General features: G+C 63.0%; 16 protein-coding genes. 6 read left to right on the top strand and 10 right to left on the bottom strand.

Going from position 1 to position 15,360, the window contains the following annotated elements; all coding sequences use genetic code 11:
• Positions 1-24 precede the first annotated feature (24 nt).
• The gene (locus BLW08_RS17790; RefSeq protein ID WP_090824272.1) at positions 25-507 is read left to right on the top strand and encodes a hypothetical protein; all 483 of its coding nucleotides are present in this window, start codon (positions 25-27) and stop codon (positions 505-507) included.
• Here BLW08_RS17790 and BLW08_RS17785 read toward each other — a convergent pair.
• From BLW08_RS17785 to BLW08_RS17760, 6 genes are all read right to left on the bottom strand, one after another.
• Positions 491-1,540 (bottom strand): Gfo/Idh/MocA family protein, encoded by a 1,050-nt coding sequence (locus BLW08_RS17785; RefSeq protein WP_091326775.1) that lies wholly within the window; start codon positions 1,538-1,540, stop codon positions 491-493. The genes BLW08_RS17790 and BLW08_RS17785 overlap by 17 nt on opposite strands.
• Positions 1,541-1,819: 279 nt before the next feature.
• Positions 1,820-3,547: an ABC transporter family substrate-binding protein gene (locus BLW08_RS17780; RefSeq protein WP_090824268.1), complete on the bottom strand. Its 1,728-nt coding sequence runs from the start codon at positions 3,545-3,547 to the stop codon at positions 1,820-1,822.
• A 77-nt stretch (positions 3,548-3,624) separates the two neighbouring features.
• Positions 3,625-5,778 (bottom strand): ABC transporter ATP-binding protein, encoded by a 2,154-nt coding sequence (locus BLW08_RS17775; RefSeq protein ID WP_090824266.1) that lies wholly within the window; start codon positions 5,776-5,778, stop codon positions 3,625-3,627.
• Entirely contained in the window at positions 5,775-6,737 is a 963-nt protein-coding gene (locus BLW08_RS17770; RefSeq protein ID WP_090824264.1) for an ABC transporter permease, read from the bottom strand. The genes BLW08_RS17775 and BLW08_RS17770 overlap by 4 nt, the downstream gene beginning before the upstream one ends.
• A complete protein-coding gene (locus BLW08_RS17765; RefSeq protein ID WP_090824262.1) occupies positions 6,737-7,720 on the bottom strand; it encodes an ABC transporter permease in 984 nt (327 codons plus the stop codon). Before BLW08_RS17765 ends, BLW08_RS17770 begins: the two co-directional genes overlap by 1 nt.
• A gap of 408 nt (positions 7,721-8,128) precedes the next feature.
• Complete coding sequence (locus BLW08_RS17760; protein WP_175538750.1) at positions 8,129-8,734, bottom strand: TetR/AcrR family transcriptional regulator; 606 nt, start codon at positions 8,732-8,734, stop codon at positions 8,129-8,131.
• A gap of 128 nt (positions 8,735-8,862) precedes the next feature.
• Between BLW08_RS17760 and BLW08_RS17755 the strand changes: the two genes are divergently transcribed.
• Complete coding sequence (locus tag BLW08_RS17755; protein WP_090824260.1) at positions 8,863-9,429, top strand: NAD(P)H-dependent oxidoreductase; 567 nt, start codon at positions 8,863-8,865, stop codon at positions 9,427-9,429.
• 136 nt (positions 9,430-9,565) lie between these two features.
• On the opposite strand, the gene BLW08_RS24190 is transcribed toward BLW08_RS17755, so the two are convergent.
• Positions 9,566-10,054, bottom strand: coding sequence for a hypothetical protein (locus tag BLW08_RS24190; protein ID WP_254779946.1), 489 nt, complete (start codon positions 10,052-10,054; stop codon positions 9,566-9,568).
• Positions 10,055-10,073: 19 nt separating this feature from the next.
• Between BLW08_RS24190 and BLW08_RS24185 the strand changes: the two genes are divergently transcribed.
• A complete protein-coding gene (locus BLW08_RS24185) occupies positions 10,074-10,481 on the top strand; it encodes a GerMN domain-containing protein (protein ID WP_254779945.1) in 408 nt (135 codons plus the stop codon).
• 24 nt (positions 10,482-10,505) lie between these two features.
• On the opposite strand, the gene BLW08_RS17745 is transcribed toward BLW08_RS24185, so the two are convergent.
• The 3 genes from BLW08_RS17745 to BLW08_RS17735 form a co-directional block, all read right to left on the bottom strand.
• Entirely contained in the window at positions 10,506-11,045 is a 540-nt protein-coding gene (locus tag BLW08_RS17745) for a hypothetical protein (protein ID WP_090824256.1), read from the bottom strand.
• Positions 11,042-12,070, bottom strand: a complete 1,029-nt coding sequence (locus BLW08_RS17740) for a hypothetical protein (protein WP_091326770.1) — start codon at positions 12,068-12,070, stop codon at positions 11,042-11,044. The genes BLW08_RS17745 and BLW08_RS17740 overlap by 4 nt, the downstream gene beginning before the upstream one ends.
• A 104-nt stretch (positions 12,071-12,174) precedes the next feature.
• Positions 12,175-13,023 carry an isocitrate lyase/PEP mutase family protein gene (locus BLW08_RS17735; protein ID WP_090824252.1) on the bottom strand — a complete coding sequence of 283 codons (849 nt, stop codon included), beginning with the start codon at positions 13,021-13,023 and terminating at the stop codon, positions 12,175-12,177.
• A gap of 111 nt (positions 13,024-13,134) precedes the next feature.
• Here BLW08_RS17735 and BLW08_RS17730 point away from each other — a divergent pair, with 111 nt between their 5' ends.
• The 3 genes from BLW08_RS17730 (at position 13,135) to BLW08_RS17720 (ending at position 15,351) form a co-directional block, all read left to right on the top strand.
• Entirely contained in the window at positions 13,135-14,442 is a 1,308-nt protein-coding gene (locus tag BLW08_RS17730; protein ID WP_090824250.1) for an aminotransferase-like domain-containing protein, read from the top strand.
• On the top strand, positions 14,439-14,867 hold the full coding sequence (locus BLW08_RS17725; RefSeq protein ID WP_090824248.1) for a universal stress protein: 429 nt from the start codon (positions 14,439-14,441) through the stop codon (positions 14,865-14,867). The genes BLW08_RS17730 and BLW08_RS17725 overlap by 4 nt, the downstream gene beginning before the upstream one ends.
• A 172-nt stretch (positions 14,868-15,039) precedes the next feature.
• A complete protein-coding gene (locus BLW08_RS17720) occupies positions 15,040-15,351 on the top strand; it encodes a hypothetical protein (protein ID WP_090824516.1) in 312 nt (103 codons plus the stop codon).
• Positions 15,352-15,360: the final 9 nt, after the last annotated feature.

Here is a 15,360-nt window from a genome sequence, read left to right as displayed (position 1 = left end):
GACACTGCTCCGAAAAGGACCCACATGACTTCGCACCAGGTTTTTCCGTCCGACGCTTTTCCTGCCTACCCTTCAATCAAGCTCACCCCGCCGCCGGGGTGGACACAGCAAGTGGTTCCCGACGCCGTGGGAGCACTCATGGCTCCCACCGCAGAAGGCAGCTACACCGCGAATGTGGTCATCTCGGTTTCGCGCCGCCTGCCGGGCTACGGGCTCCAGGACATCGCTGCCTCCGTGGACCAGTTCCTGGCTGCCTTGCCCGACGCTGTGCTGCTCGGCACCGAGCCCGTGGTCATCAACGGCCGCGACTGGCACGTGCGGGAGGCGCGCTACACGCACCCGCAGGCCGGATCTTTGGCACAGTTCACCGCCGTCACGGTGGTCCAGCACCATGCCGCCGCGGATATCGTCCAGCTGACGGGCAGTTGCCAGCCAGTGGACGGTAACCACGACCTCAAGGCCATCTACTCGGTGGTTGCCAGCGCCGATGTCACGCCAGCGCCCTAGCCTGCTCGATCAGCTTCAGGACCGCAACTGAGTCTGCCGGGTCTACAGGCAACGGAAGCGCAGAAGCCGTACCGCCGTCGTCGAGCTTTTCTGCCAGCAGCCGGTAGAACTCGGGGTAGGCGCCGCGCTCGGTGGGGACGGTGGTGCGCTGGCCGTTCAGTTCCAGCGTTCCATGGTTTTCGGCAGGCTCGACGCCGTACTCGGCGTCCGTAGGCAGCCCGCCGCCCAGCACATAGGGTTCCTGCGGGTCCGTGCCGAACTTTACGAATCCTCCTGCGGTACCCAGAACCCGGAAGCGTGGGCCGTGAAGGTGGCTGTTGAGGTTGATGGTGACATGGCTGACCACGCCCGATTCGTGGCGGAATGCCAGGAAGACATCGTCATCGGCGCTTTCCTGGGGGCGTCGGGCTTGTATTTCTGCGTACGTGACCGTTGCCGGGCCGAAGAACCGGAGCGCGAGGTCAAGGACGTGGGTTCCGAGGTCGAACAGGACGCCGCCACCCTCCTCTGCCGTGGCGCCCGCTTTCCACGCTTTGGCGATCTCCGGCGCCCAACGCTCCATGCCAACCTCAAAGCGGGTCACGGTACCCAGCGTCCCGGCGTCGAGAAGTTTCTGCACGGTGAGGGCGTCGGCGTCCCAGCGGCGGTTCTGGTAAACCGTGAGGACGCGGCCCAGCTTCGCTGCCAGGTCCATCAGTTCCTCGCCTTGGGCGCTGTGAACCACGAACGGTTTATCGACGACGACGTCGAGCCCCGCTTCCAGCGCGGCTTTCGTGAGCGGGTAGTGCGTTGCGGGCGGCGTGCCCAGGACGATGAGGTCCAGCTCGTCAGCGAGGGCCAAAATATCCTGCGGGGTTTCTACGATCTTTGCCTGCGGGTACCTCTCCCGTGCTTTCGCTTGGCGTGCTGGGTCCGATGTTGCGATGACAGCGAGCTGGTAGGCCGGGTTGCCGGCAATGTACGGCGCGTGGAAAACGCTGCCCGAGAGTCCGAAACCTGCGACGGCGGTACGGATCGGTTGCTTGGAAGTCATGACCCAAGGCTAGATCAGGAGACCTCGCGCCGGCGGGCGGCCGCTACGACTTTCGAGAGAGCGTCAGGCCCAAACACACGAAAGGTGAGAGAGCGTCACGCCCAAACAGACGAAAGGTGAGAGAGCATCACCCCCAAACACACGAAAGGTGAGAGAGCATCACCCCCAAACACACGAAAGGTGAGAGAGCGTCACGGACGGAGAAGGCCGGGAACCGCCCCCGAACCTTGTGAAAAGTTGGGGGTGGTTCCCGGCCTTCAGGAAACTACAGCGGGGAGGCTACTTCTTGGCGCCCTTTTCCCAGCCGATGGTGGTCCAGTCCGGAACGTTGGAGAGGCTCTTGAACAGGGACGGGCCGTAGTTGGCCAGGCCCTTGTGCACGAACTGGATCTCCGGGCCGTTCAGGAGCACACCCATGGAGAAGTACTTCTCCATGTGCTTCTTTTCTACCTCCATGGCGGCCTTGTTGCGTTCCGCGTCATCGGCGATGGTGGTGAGGCGCTTGATTTCGGCGTCCAGTTCCGCATCTCCCAAGCCGTTTTCGTTGGTTTCGGAGTCGTAGAACTGCTTGACGGCGTCGGTCGCATCCGGGCCAACGGTGTAGCCGGAGATTGTCAGATCGAAGTCGCGGGTGCCAACAACCTTGCCGAAGTCGGCGTCGCCGCGCTGGTCGATGGCAACGTCCATGCCTGCGGCCTGCAGCTGCTTCTGCAGCGTCTGGGCCGTAGCAGCCTGGGTGGGGTCGTCACCGAAGTACGTGACCTTGAAGGAGACAGGAACGCCGTCCTTGGCCATGATGCCCTTGTCGTTGGCCGTGTAGCCGGCATCGGTGAGGACCTTCTTGGCAGCGTCCGCGCCGGTTTCCTTCACGGGGTAGTTGTCCTGGTAGTACTCGGAGAAAGGCATGAGCATCATGGAGCCCGAGCTTTCTTCGGACCAGTTCAGGCCGTTGAAGCGGACGTCGCGGATGGCCTTGCGGTCGACCGCTGCGAAGATTGCCTTACGCACAGCCACGTCCGTCAGCGCGGGCTTCTTGGCATTGATGTTCAAGCCACCGGCAAACAGACGCTGACCACGGCGGACATCGGCGTCCTTGGTTCCTTCAACCTGCTTGTAACGGCCAAGGGTGCGAGCGTCAATGGCATCGATTTCGCCGTTCTTGAACGCAGCAATGGTTGCGCTCGGTTCCATCTGGCGCCAAACAACCTTTTCAAGGACCGGCTTCTGGCCCCACCACTTGTCGTTGGGGACCATGGTGACCGTTTTGGCCGTGGTGTCGTAGTTCTCAACCTTGAACGGGCCAGCCATCCATTCGGGGTGCATGTCGCCGGCGAATCCGGTGTTGAAGATGTCAGGCGTGTTGATGGCCGGGTGGATCAGGCCGAAGAAGAGGGAGTCCAGCGGATAAACGGGCTGAGTGGTGGTGACAATGACTTCTTTGTCGTTGGCGCCGGCCTTAACGGAATCAACGTAGGCGTAGTTGCCGGCGGTGACGATGTCGATGGACTTGTCTTCGCCGCGGAGCATCTTCCACGTGTTCTCGAAGGTCTTGACGTCGATCGGAGTGCCGTCATTCCAGGTCGCCTTGTCGTTGACCTTGATGGTGATGGTCTGCTTGCCATCCTTGACTTCACTCTTGACCTCTTCGCAGAAGTCCTTGTTGGGCTCGGCCTTACCGTTGAAGTCCAGCTTCCAGCAACCACCGATGCCGCCGCTACTGATGGCAGCGGTGTTGACGGGAGTCATGACGGCAGAGGTGTCCGCGCTGTTGCCCACATTGGAGAAGCCATTAAAGTCCGGGCCAATGCTGCCTACAGCAAGCGTGACCGTGCCACCCTGCTCCAGATCCTTCGCTTCTTTGGCATTGACGCTGATCAGCTTGCTGATATCGCCACCTGCCTCTTCGGCCTTCTGGGAGGCCGGACCCGACGGCGTTCCCCCGCCGCAAGCGGTCAGCATGAGCGTTGCTGCGAGCGCTACGCCGCCGATCGTCGTGTACTTCTTCATGGTTTGCCCTTCATGTTTTACGACTGAAATATCTTTGCGAGTTGAGACCAGGGATTTATTCAATGCGTCATGTGTCGTCAGGCATGCACCACCAGCATGTCGGCATCTATCTCTCCGTCCGGGAAGAAGCATGCGAAGTCCTGCGCTCCCTCCGAAGCCAGTGGCGGCTCCAGAGTAAGGCACTTCTCCTGCTTTGCGGCAGGCAGCGCGGCAAACACGGGACAACGTGTAGCGAAGTTACATCCCTTGGGCGCATCAAGCGGGCTGGGCAGGTCGCCCTGCAGGATGATGCGTTCGCGGGTGCGTTCCAGGTTGGGGTCCGGCACCGGTATGGCGGAGAGCAGGGCGCGGGTGTAGGGGTGCCGGGGATTGTCGAAGACGTCATCCACGTCTCCGGTTTCCACGATCTTGCCCAGGTACATCACGGCCACACGGTCTGAAATGTGCCGGACCACCGAGAGGTCGTGGGCCACCATCAGGTAGCTCAGTCCCAGCTCGGCGCGGAGCTGGTCCAGCAGGTTGATGACACCGGCCTGAACCGACACATCCAACGCAGACACGGGCTCATCCAGAACCACAAGCTTCGGGTTGACGGCGAGCGCTCGGGCGATGCCGATGCGCTGGCGCTGTCCTCCGGAGAACTGGTTAGGGAAGCGGTTCACGTGGTCCGGTTGCAGGCCCACCAGCTTCATGAGCTCCATGATGCGTTTCCTGATGGCAGCTTTGGGCATGCCCAGGTTTTCCAGGGGTTCGGCAAGGACCTCGTATACGGTGAAACGCGGATCCAGGGCGCCGGTGGGGTCCTGGAAGACCATCTGCATTTCCTTGCGCATGGCCATAGTGGTCTTGTGGTCCGTGGCAACCTTGTTGCTGACGCCGCCGATCACCACCTCGCCCACCTGGTCCGGGTGGAACTCCATGATTTCCAGCAAGGTGGTGGTTTTGCCACAACCGGACTCGCCCACAATGGACAGGCACTCGCCCTCGCGGATATCGAAGCTCAGCCCGTCCACGGCCTTGACCGTGCCGATCCGCCGTTTGATCAAGGCACCCTTGAGCAACGGGAAGTGCTTTTTCACGTCCTTGAGTTCCAGGACCTTTTGGCGCTCGACGCGGGCGACGCCGTCGAACTTTGAAACAGGCTTGGGAGGTGCGTGGAAGATCTTGTGGGCGTCGGCGTTGCCGGAGAGTTCCTCAGCTTTGATGCAGGCAGCCTTATGCCCCAAGGTCTGCGCCTCAACACCGGGCACCGGGATCAACTCCGGCTCCCCGTGCAGGCAGGCGTCGCTGACCATGGGGCAGCGGGCGGCGAAGGAGCAGCCCAGCACGGGCAGCGCCAGGTTGGGCGGGGTTCCTTCGATGGGGACCAGCGACTGCTTGTCCGAGGTATCCACGCGCGGTACGGCACCGAGGAGGCCCAGGGTGTACGGCATCCGGGGGTTGTAGTAGATGTCCTCCACTGTGCCGGTTTCCACAGGCTTGCCCGCGTACATCACCATGATGTCGTCGGCCATGCCCGCAACGACTCCGAGGTCGTGCGTGATCATGACGACGGCGGCGCCGGTCTCCTCTTGCGCGGTGTGCAGGACTTCCAGCACCTGCGCCTGGATGGTGACGTCCAGCGCCGTCGTGGGTTCATCGGCGATGAGTATCCGCGGATCGTTGGCGATCGCAATGGCGATCATGACGCGCTGGCGCATGCCGCCGGAAAATTCGTGCGGGAAGGCCTTCAGCCGGTCCTTGGGGCTGGGGATGCCCACCATGCGCAAAAGCTCGACGGCGCGGGCTTCTTTGGCCTGCTTGCTCATGGTGGGATTGTGGACCGTCAATGCCTCGATGATTTGGTTGCCCACCGTGTAGACGGGCGTCAGCGAGGACAGCGGATCCTGGAAAACCATGGCGATGTCGTTGCCGCGGTGCTTGCACATGGCTTTGTCGCTGAGGCCCAGGAGTTCCTTGCCCTTGAAACGCACCGAACCGGAAATGTCAGCGGTTTCCGGGAGGAGTCCCATAATGGCCATGGACGTCACGGACTTGCCGGAGCCGGATTCGCCCACGATGCCCAAGGTCTTGCCCGGCATGAGGTCAAAGTCCACGCCGCGGACTGCGTGGACTACGCCGTTCTCCGAGTTGAAGCGGACGTTGAGGTCGCGGACGCTGAGGACGGCGTCACCCGGGGCATAGAGTCCTGCGTCCCGAAGACGCTCGGCGGGTGTGATGTTGGTGCTCATTTGTTGGTCTTCTTTGCGATCTTGGTCTTCGCCCGGCCGATGGAGCTGGAGCTGGGGTCGAAGGCGTCACGGAGGCCGTCATTCATCATGGCCAGCGAGCCTGTCAGGAGGAACATGACGGTCAACGGAACCCAGAACATCCACGGGAAGGAGGACACCTGGCCCGTCGCTTGGCCGATCAGGACGCCCAGGCTGATGTCCGGGAGTTTGATGCCGATGCCAATGAAGGAGAACGCCACTTCGGCGAGGATGGCGCCGGTGATGCCGCGGGTGAAGTCGAGCACCAGCAACGAGCCAATGTTGGGAACAAGGTGGCGCCACACGATCCGGCGGGAAGGGACACCCATGTACTTGGCTGCCTTGACGTAGTCGCGCTGCATGAGGGACATGGAGAGCGAGCGCACCAGTCGGGCGGTGCCCATCCAGCTGAAGAACAGCAGGACGACGATCAGCAGCAGCCAGCTGGGGAGGTCCTTGAGCCCGCCGCTGCCGCTGGTGGCAACCGCGACCACCAGGATGGCGGGCATCATGATCAGCGCTTCGAGGATGAACAGCATGGTGGCGTCCACTTTGCCGCCGAAGAACGCCATGGTGCAGCCGTATACCGCCGAGATCAGCACGGAAACGCCCCCCACGATCAGGCCGATGAGGATCGATGTCCGGGTGCCATCGACGATGAGCGCCATGAGGTCAATGCCGGCCTGGGTGGTACCCAGCAAATGGTCCGGCGATGGCGGCATGCCGATGTTCAGGGGATCAATGGTGTCCTTGTCCCACGAGGTGAGGAAGCCGCCAAAGATGGAGAACAGGAACAACGCAAGGAAAATAAAGAGGCCGGCGACGGCGGTCCGGTTCCGCATAAAGCGACGGAAGATGATGCGGGACTTGCCAATAACGACGTCTTGGTCGGCTACCCGGGCCTCGTCAATTTCCGCAATGGGATCGATGATGTTGGTCATTACTGGACCCTCACTCGTGGATCGACCAGCGTGGTGGCGAAGTCGGCAAGGATGGCGCCGATCGCGAAGATCACTGAACCATAAGCCAGCGTGGCAGTGGCGACGTTGACGTCCTGCAGGCTGATGGCCTGGATGCTCCAGAGGCCGATGCCCGGCCAGGCGAAGATGGCCTCGGCAAAGAAGCCGCCGGTGAAGATCGCCGGGATGGTGAAGGCGATGCTCTGGGCCACGGGGATGAAGGAAACCCGCAGGGCGTGTTTCCTGATGGCTTGGTTGCGGGTCAATCCCTTGGCCCTGGCGGTCCTGACGAAGTCGGCGTTGACGTTGTCCAGAAGGTACTGGCGCTGGGCGATCTGGTATCCAGCCCAACCGAAGATGGTCATCGCGAACGTGGGCACGGCGTAGTGCGCCACCATGTCAACGAAAGCCGGCCAACCGGGGTCGATTCCCGGCGTCGAAATGCCGGTGACGAAGAAGATGCGCTCCCCCACGGCCTCGTTGATGCCGATGGCGCCCAACTGCACCAGAAAGTAGGCGATGGGTGCGGGAAGGATGTGGACCAGGTAGCTGTAGGACGTGATGACGCGGTCCTGGAACTTGTACTGCCGTGCGGCGGAATAGACACCCAGTGCGACGCCGATGATCAGCGTCAGGATGATCGAGGCGATGAACAGGCGAGTGGACACCAACACGCGGTCCGCGAATTCGGCGTTGACGAAGGCGCCATTCGGGCTGCGGCCCCAGTCCCAGCGGGTGATGATGCCGCCAAGCCACTGAATGTACCGTTCCCATGGGTTCAAATCCGGATCCAGTCCGAGTCCCCGGAAGGACGCTGCTACCTGTTCAGGAGTTGGCCGCGGGATCTTTTCCTGCTCGAGAACCGCCGGCTTGAGCGATGAGACTGCCAGGAAGTACCCGGCGCTGGTGGTCAGGAAGATCATGATCAGGTAGATGCCCGACCGCTTCATCAGATATTTCAGCATGTCGGGTGGCTGCCCCGAATCGTGGCAAAACTCAATGCTCGTCCTTCCGCGGTTCCCGGCTGTGGCCGGCGTCAGCTACGAATTGGTGCAGTGGATTCTTGGGTCCCCCGCACCCCTTCAGTGATCACCAGCCCTGTATGGCATGCGTCACATTCAAGAGGAAACTACCACAATAACTGCTTCACGTTTTGCTTCACGGCGGCCAGTTTCGCGCCTGCGGCCAGATTGTTATGTGCAGACTGCGTCATGTTTACGACGACGGCGACACTAATACGCGCACAAGCGCACCAAGGGGGGCGACAACAGGGTCCAAGCCGGCAGCATTCGATACTTGCCCCGCTCGATTGCTCCAGCGTTCGATTCCTGCGGGCGGCGTTGGGTTGCCAGGCCATGGGCGGCGTTGGGTTGCTAGACCGCGCGCAGTAGCCGGGTGACCAACTCGCTCCAGGAATCCGTGAGTCGCTTGGGTGAGATCCCATGAACGCGGACGTCGTTAACAATCCGCTCGGGGTCCAGGGCCGCCATCAGGGACATGGCCATCACCCAGGGATCACCAACACCGGCTTCACGGAGCAGCAGCTCGATGTGCCGGTGCGCAAGGATGGTTGCCGGGACGTCAAAGCGGTTGTGGGCTGAGGAACCAGCCGCCTTCAGCAGCTCCCCGTTTTCCAGGACGAAGTAGATCCGACCCTCACCAAACGCCACCAGCCGCTCTGCAGGCGGGGCTCCAGGGCCCAGGGGTGGCGGTCCGAACATGAAGCCGCGCTGGAACTCCGACTCAGAGTCGCTCAACAGGGTCATCATGAGCCCGGCACGGCTGCCGAAGCGACGGAACACGGTCCCCTTGCCCACGTTGGCTTTGCACGCGAGCGCGTCCATGGTCAGCGACTCGGCCCCGAACTCGTCCACCAGCTCGCGGGCAGCGCAGAGAAGGCGCTCACGATTCCGCGCGGCGTCACTGCGCTCATGCGGCGGGCCGAGCGGCACGTCCGGCTGGAGGGGGATGGAGCTCACAAAAAACATTCTAGACCCGGGAATAGAAAGCGGACCGTGGTCCGTTTAGTATCAGTGAAGGCTCCAAAGCCCAGAGACAAAGCAGGCCCAGTACCGCACGGCACGTGGGCAGACACCAAGGAGACACCATGTCCAAGAGCACCGTTCTTACCCTCGTCGGCAGCCTCCGCGCCGATTCCCACAACAAGAAGCTCGCCGAAGCCATCCAGCTGAACGCGCCGGAGAACGTTGACGTCCAGATCCACGACTCCCTGGGCAACATCCCCTTCTACAACGAGGACATCGACGTTGAAGGCCAGGTCCCCGCTGAAGCTGCAGCCCTCCGCGCCGCAGCAGCCGACGCCGATACCATCCTGCTGGTCACCCCCGAGCACAACGGCACCGTTCCGGCTTCGCTGAAGAACGCCATCGACTGGCTGTCCCGTCCCTTCGGCGCCGGCGCCCTCTCCGGCAAGCCGACCGCCGTCGTCGGTACGGCTTTTGGCCAGTACGGCGGCGTCTGGGCGCAGGACGAGGCACGCAAGGCCGTAGGCATCGCCGGCGCCAAGGTCCTGGAAGACGTCAAGTTGGCCGTCCCGGGTTCCATGATCCGCTTCGCTGAACTGCACCCGAAGGACGACGCAGAGGTCGTTGAGCAGATCAAGGGCATCTTTGAGCCCCTCACCGCCGTCCAGGACGAAGAAGCAGCAGCCTAGCCACATCGCTGCCGAGCCCCCGTTCCGCTACCTCGCGGGACGGGGGCTTTCGCTTTACTGGCAGTGCGGCGTGACCAACTCTTGTCCGAACCGTCACCGTAGCGGCATGTTGCTCCCCGCCGCACCGGCCTAACGTTTAACTACAGATGGACGGACAGGAGCGTGGGGCTGTCATGCGTGCCGGACGGGGACCCAGGAGTACGACGGCGATCGCGGCCGCCTGCCTCGCCGCCAGTCTCTGGGTGGCCGGCTGCACCGCAGCAGGCACTCCCCAGGGAACCGGACCCGTTCCGACGGTCACGGTGCCTTCTCCTTCCGCGCCGACCACTTCGGCTCCGGCGGCCTCGACACCTGGTGCTCCGGTCTCTGGTGGTCCAGCGCGGGATGGTGCATCGCCTGGCGATTCGGCGCCCATCGCTTCGGGGCCCAACACTTCGGTACCCAGTTTGGGCTCCAGTACCTCAGGGCCGGGCACTCCGTCTGTTGCCGTCCCGGCCGCATCACCCTCTCCGGTTCCCGCATCGACGCCAACTTCTCCCCGCGCTCCGACGCCGTCCGCGGCTGAGCCGGGACCCGCCGTCGAGCCATCACCGCAGCCCGGTACCAGCGCGCCCGAACCTTCCATAACCGCCAACCTCATCCCGGTGGATGCCTCCGGGCCTGCGGTCTACTACGTGGCAATCGACGACGGCGGCTCCCGCGGCGTGCGGTTCGGCTGCAATGACAGCCTGGTTCCGATCCGGGGAGTGGCTGTTCCCGGAGATCCCCTGAGCGTAGCTTTGGGACGACTGCTGGGCGCCGGAATGCCACTGGACAGCGACGCCGCACTGTACGACGCCCTGGCCAATTCCTCGCTGCGGTACCTCTCCGGATACATGAACGGCTCCACCGTGGTGGTGAATCTCAGCGGATCTCTGCGTCCCGGTGGCGTGTGCGATATTCCGCGGATCCAGGCGCAGCTGACGCACACCATAGTGTCGGCCAGCGGGGCCACGCGGGCCGAGATCTACGTCAACGGCAGGACACTGACGGAGGCACTCAGCGTGCGCTGAGCCTATTCCTGCTGTCCGGGGCGGTTACGCAGTCGCGATCGCCAGGACTCTCCGGAGAGCCCACGCTACCCGCAACAGAGCCAGCACCGAGGCAAATGCCAGCACGAACACCACAGCCTCGGGTATCCACAGCCCAGTGGGCGCCCCTCCCTCCAGGACAATCGTCGCCAAGGCGGCAACCACCAGCAGGCCCAGCCCGGGAATGGCAAAAAGGAAGACCTCACCGATCTGGCGCCGATGCGTGGCAGTGAGCTTCTCCAGGGGGAGTTCCCGCTGGCCCGGCGCGGCCTTCTTGCCCAAGACATTGATCAGCATGGAGACACTGGTGAGCGTCAGGCCTGCCGTCGCGCCTGCCAGGGTGGCCAGAGTCTGGAAGAGTGTCCGGCGCGCACCGGTATCCACCCCCTCAAGCAACAGCGGTTGGCGTGCCAGCGTTGCGATCCCCAACCACAGCAGGACTGCCGCCACGGCCCACAGGTAGTCGGCAGTGGGATGCAAGAGGAACCACCGCCACAGGGTCCGGCGGCGTCCAGCGTGTTCGAGTTCAACCCCGTACAAGTTCAACCCCGTACAAGCTCATGACCCGCTCCTTCGTGGGCTTCCGCCTTGCCCCTCGCTCCCGCAACAGCTTCCCGCGCTGCAGCCATTCCTCCCGCAACCATCTCCGGCACTTGGCCCGGATCAGCGGAACCCTTGATGTCCGGCAAAGTCCTGGCGAAGAATGCCTCATTGTCCCTGGCTTGCTTAGTGAGGATGGAGACCGCCTCCGCCACAGACTTTTGGGGATCATTGAAGACGTCCGGATCCACCTCAATGTGGGAAATGAACCGTTCCTTCAACAGGTCCACCACTTCGCGGTCGCCCGTCAGGGAGTCTTTGCCCTCCGCCACCACATAGTCGAAATGCTCTACGGAGCCAGCCTGGCGGAAAAGATCGATCAGCTGCTGAATCCGGTCCCGGATCCGCTGCTTGTCCTCGGCCTTCCCGGACCTTCCCACGCTCAGGGAAATACGGAACGTTCCCTCATTCACGAGCCTCGAGGCACTCTCCAGAACATCGGCCCACTCGCCTTCCATGAGCTTCCCGGACAGCCGTTCAGCGGGCAGCGCGAACTCGAAGCGGCTCACCTCAAGCCGCCTGAGGATTTCCTCAATATCTTCCCTGACCACGGGCACCAAGCTTGGTTCGAGCCCCAGCATTCCGCCGAGGTACTCCCCCATCCGGGACGCCCGGGGGCCGTTTCCGCTGGTCAGCACGGCGATGACGTTGCGTTTCATGAAGGCAAAATATGTGGTCTCCAGCAGGTGATCTCCTGGAGCCAGCGGCAGCGGTTTGCGCCGGCCAAGTGCGTCTCCGACGCTCGGGAGGTTGGTATCCCGGACCCTGTCCAGCAGCACCACGGGATACGGCGAAGAAGCCAGTGCCTGGGCGAGCAGCACTGTGCCATCCACGCTGGTGAAGCGCCTGTCCGTCCCGGCATCCTGGGCCTTCTTCAGTACTTCGGCCACGCGTCGCGCAGGAAACGGGCGGCTGAGCTCATCACCGTTCAACTGCTCGATTCGCCAGAACTGAACACTTCGCCGTGCCATGGACGCTCCCTCCGTCTTCCACTCAACCCAAGCTATCGGCGAGGTACGACATTAAAGCCGGGTGCCGCCGTCGTACGTGGCATCAGTTCACCGCTCGTACTGGGTCACAGACTGTATTTGGGGCCCGGCGCGAACAGGGCGTCCATTTCGTCGTGACTGCGCGTGCCGGCGAGCCCGGCCCAATTGCCGTCGCCAAGGATCTCCTTGGCAACCCGGGCAACCTTGGCGTAGGCGGCCTTGGCCGCGTTGCCACCGATGCTGACGCGCCGGACACCGGCGTCGTGCAGTTCCAGGGGCGACGGCGCTCCGACGCCCGCCAGCGCGTTCAGTGGCGCCGGAATCCGGCTGGAAAGCTCGTGCAGGACGTGTAAATCCACCACTCCGGGCACAAAGATTCCGTCAGCACCCGCCGTGAGGTAGGCCTCGGCACGCCGCAGCGTCTGGTCGTAGGCCGTGTCCGGGAACTGGCCCGAAAGGTACGTGTCAGTGCGGGCATTGATGAACAGCGGGATGCCGCGATCGTCCGCAGCGGCACGGATAAGGGCGATCCGGCGCGACTGTTCGGCGATGTCAGTGAGGGGCTCCATGGCGGAGTCTTCGATGTTGATCCCCACGGCACCCGCGTCAAGGACCGCATGGACCGTCACGCGAAGTTCGTCGTCGGTGCGTCCGTAGCCCGTCTCAATATCGGCCGTGACGGGAAGTTTGGTTGCCCCCACAACCCGGCCCAAGGCGGCCATGGCCAGGCCCCACGGCACGTGGTCCCCGTCGCGGAACCCCAGGCTCCAGGAGACGGCCGAGCTTGAAGTGGCAATCGCCGTAGCACCTGCCTCCTGGACCACTCGGGCGGACGCCGCGTCCCAGACGTTCACGAGCACCAGGGGCGTGGGCCCGGCGTCGTGGAGTTTGTGGAATTGTTCGGCCTTGGTCACGGATCCCCGGTGCGCTGTCATAGCTACATTCCAGCCCTTCCCGATCACGGCGTAAAGCGTGACCTGCGAAACTGGAGGGATTGTGAAAACAACTGTTGCCTCTTTAGCAACATCGAGGAGTATCCTGTCACTGTGACCCACGAAACATTGGATGCCGGCGCAACGCTGCCCGCTGAAGCCATCGACGCCATTGAGCGGGCCGCCACGGCCGCCCACCCGCACGAGGAACTGTTCTCCGCGCGGGCCGCCAACATCAAACAGTCTGCCGTCCGGGATGTCTTCGACATCTCCATGCGGCCCGGCCTGGTCTCCCTCGCCGGCGGCAACCCGTACCTGCAGTCGTTGCCCTTGGAAAAGCTCGGCCAGACGGCCGCCCGGATCATCGCCGAAGAAGGCATGACCGCCCTCCAGTACGGTGGCGGCCAAGGCACCGAAGAACTGCGCCAGCAGATCTGCGGCATCATGGCTGCCGAAGGAATCACCAACGCCCTCCCCGAAAACGTGGTCATCACTGCCGGATCCCAGTCGGCCCAGGACGTGGCCACCAAGGTCTTCTGCAACCCTGGCGATGTGGTTCTGGTGGAGAACCCCACCTACGTGGGGGCCTTGAATACGTTCGAGGCGTACCAGGTGCAGGTGGAGCCGATCGAAATGGACGACGACGGCCTGGTGCCGGAGCTTCTGGAGGCCAGGATCGCTGCTCTCCAGTCAGAGGGCAAGAACATTAAGTTCCTCTACACGATCCCCAACTTCAACAACCCTTCCGGGATCACCCTGGCGGCGGAGCGCAGGCAGCGGATCGTCAATATATGCCGTGAAGCGAATATTATTGTGCTTGAGGACAACCCCTACGGGCTGCTGCGGTTCGACGGCCACCCCATCGAACCGATGCGGGCTGCCAACCCGGACGATGTCATTTACCTCGGCTCGTTCTCCAAGATCTTCGCACCGGGACTTCGCATCGGCTGGGCGCTGGTTCCCGCACACTTGCAGCGGCGCTTCTACCTCGCTTCCGAAGCCGTGACGCTGTGCCCGCCGCCGCTGAACCAGATGCTCGTCTCGGCATATCTCCGCGAGTACAACTGGGAAGGCCAGATCGACACCTACCGCGAGCTCTACTCGGAGCGATGCAAGGCTCTGCTGTCCGCGCTGGACGAGTACATGCCCCAGGGCCTCACCTGGACACGGCCGGATGGCGGATTCTTCGTCTGGGTTACGCTGCCTGAAGGCGTCGACACCTATCCGTTGCTCGCGAAAGCGATCGATGCAGGCGTCGTCTTTATCCCCGGGGCTGCATTCTCTCCGGCGGACGGTCCGTCCAACAAGCTTCGCCTCGCCTTCAGCGCCGTACCCCCGGATACGATAGCCGAAGGCGTCCGCCGCCTGGCACCCGTCCTCGCGGAAGCCATCAAAGCCACCACTGAAGGAGCAGCACAATGACCGGAGTTGTGATTGTCGGAGTAGACGGCAGCGAGACGGCGATGAGGGCGGCAAAGGCTGCCCAACAGCTGGCCATTGGCCTCGGAGCCGGCCTCCGCGTGGTCAGCGCGTTCGACAGCAACCGCACTGAGGTGGTGGAAATCGGCACCGACAAATGGATCGTGTCCGACGCCGCCGAGGCGGAAACCGTAGCCCGCACAGTGGCAGAACGCCTGGCTCATGACGGCCTGGAGGTGACCTACTCGGCCGCCCGCGGCAAGCCGGGAGAAGCCCTGGTGAAGGAAGCCGAGGTGCAGGATGCCCGTCTGATCGTCGTGGGCAACCGACGCATGCAGGGGCTGGGCCGCGTGCTGGGCAGTGTGGCCAACACTGTTGCCCACACCGCCCCCTGCGACGTGTACATTGCCAAGACAGACCAGCCGTAAAGCGAGCTGAATCACAACGCCGGGTGGGGAGACTCACCCGGCGTTCGGCGTCTTTTGAGCCTTCCCGAGGATCCAACCGTTATAAAATTGAGATGCCCCCAATGGCGTGCGCCACCTTCACTCTCGATTTTCAGGGGATCCTTTCTTGCTTACTTTGCAGCCGCGCCAACGCGTGGGACATGACATCCTGCTTGCCCGCCACGGCAACAACATCAGCACCATGCGCTTCGACCGCGCCAACGACCGCATCATCGCGATGCTGGACGACGGTTCCTGGGACAGCGCCCCCAATATGATCTCCCCCAGCCTTGATATGCCGGAGACCATCGGCAGCGTTTTCCGCAAGGACTGGCGGTTCCTGTCGGTTGCCTGCGTCGCCATGATCACGGTTGCCGCTGTAGCCATGGGAATCAGCGTGGAGATGGCGAATCACATGTCCACTACCGAACTCCAGGCCCTGCTGGTCAACTACCCGGCGTTCTAGCCCGGCCTT

This window comes from Arthrobacter sp. cf158 (assembly GCF_900106835.1).
GTDB lineage: Bacteria > Actinomycetota > Actinomycetes > Actinomycetales > Micrococcaceae > Arthrobacter.
The sequence above is the reverse complement of the archived record's forward strand: the minus strand, read 5'-3'. Positions and strand labels throughout refer to the sequence as shown.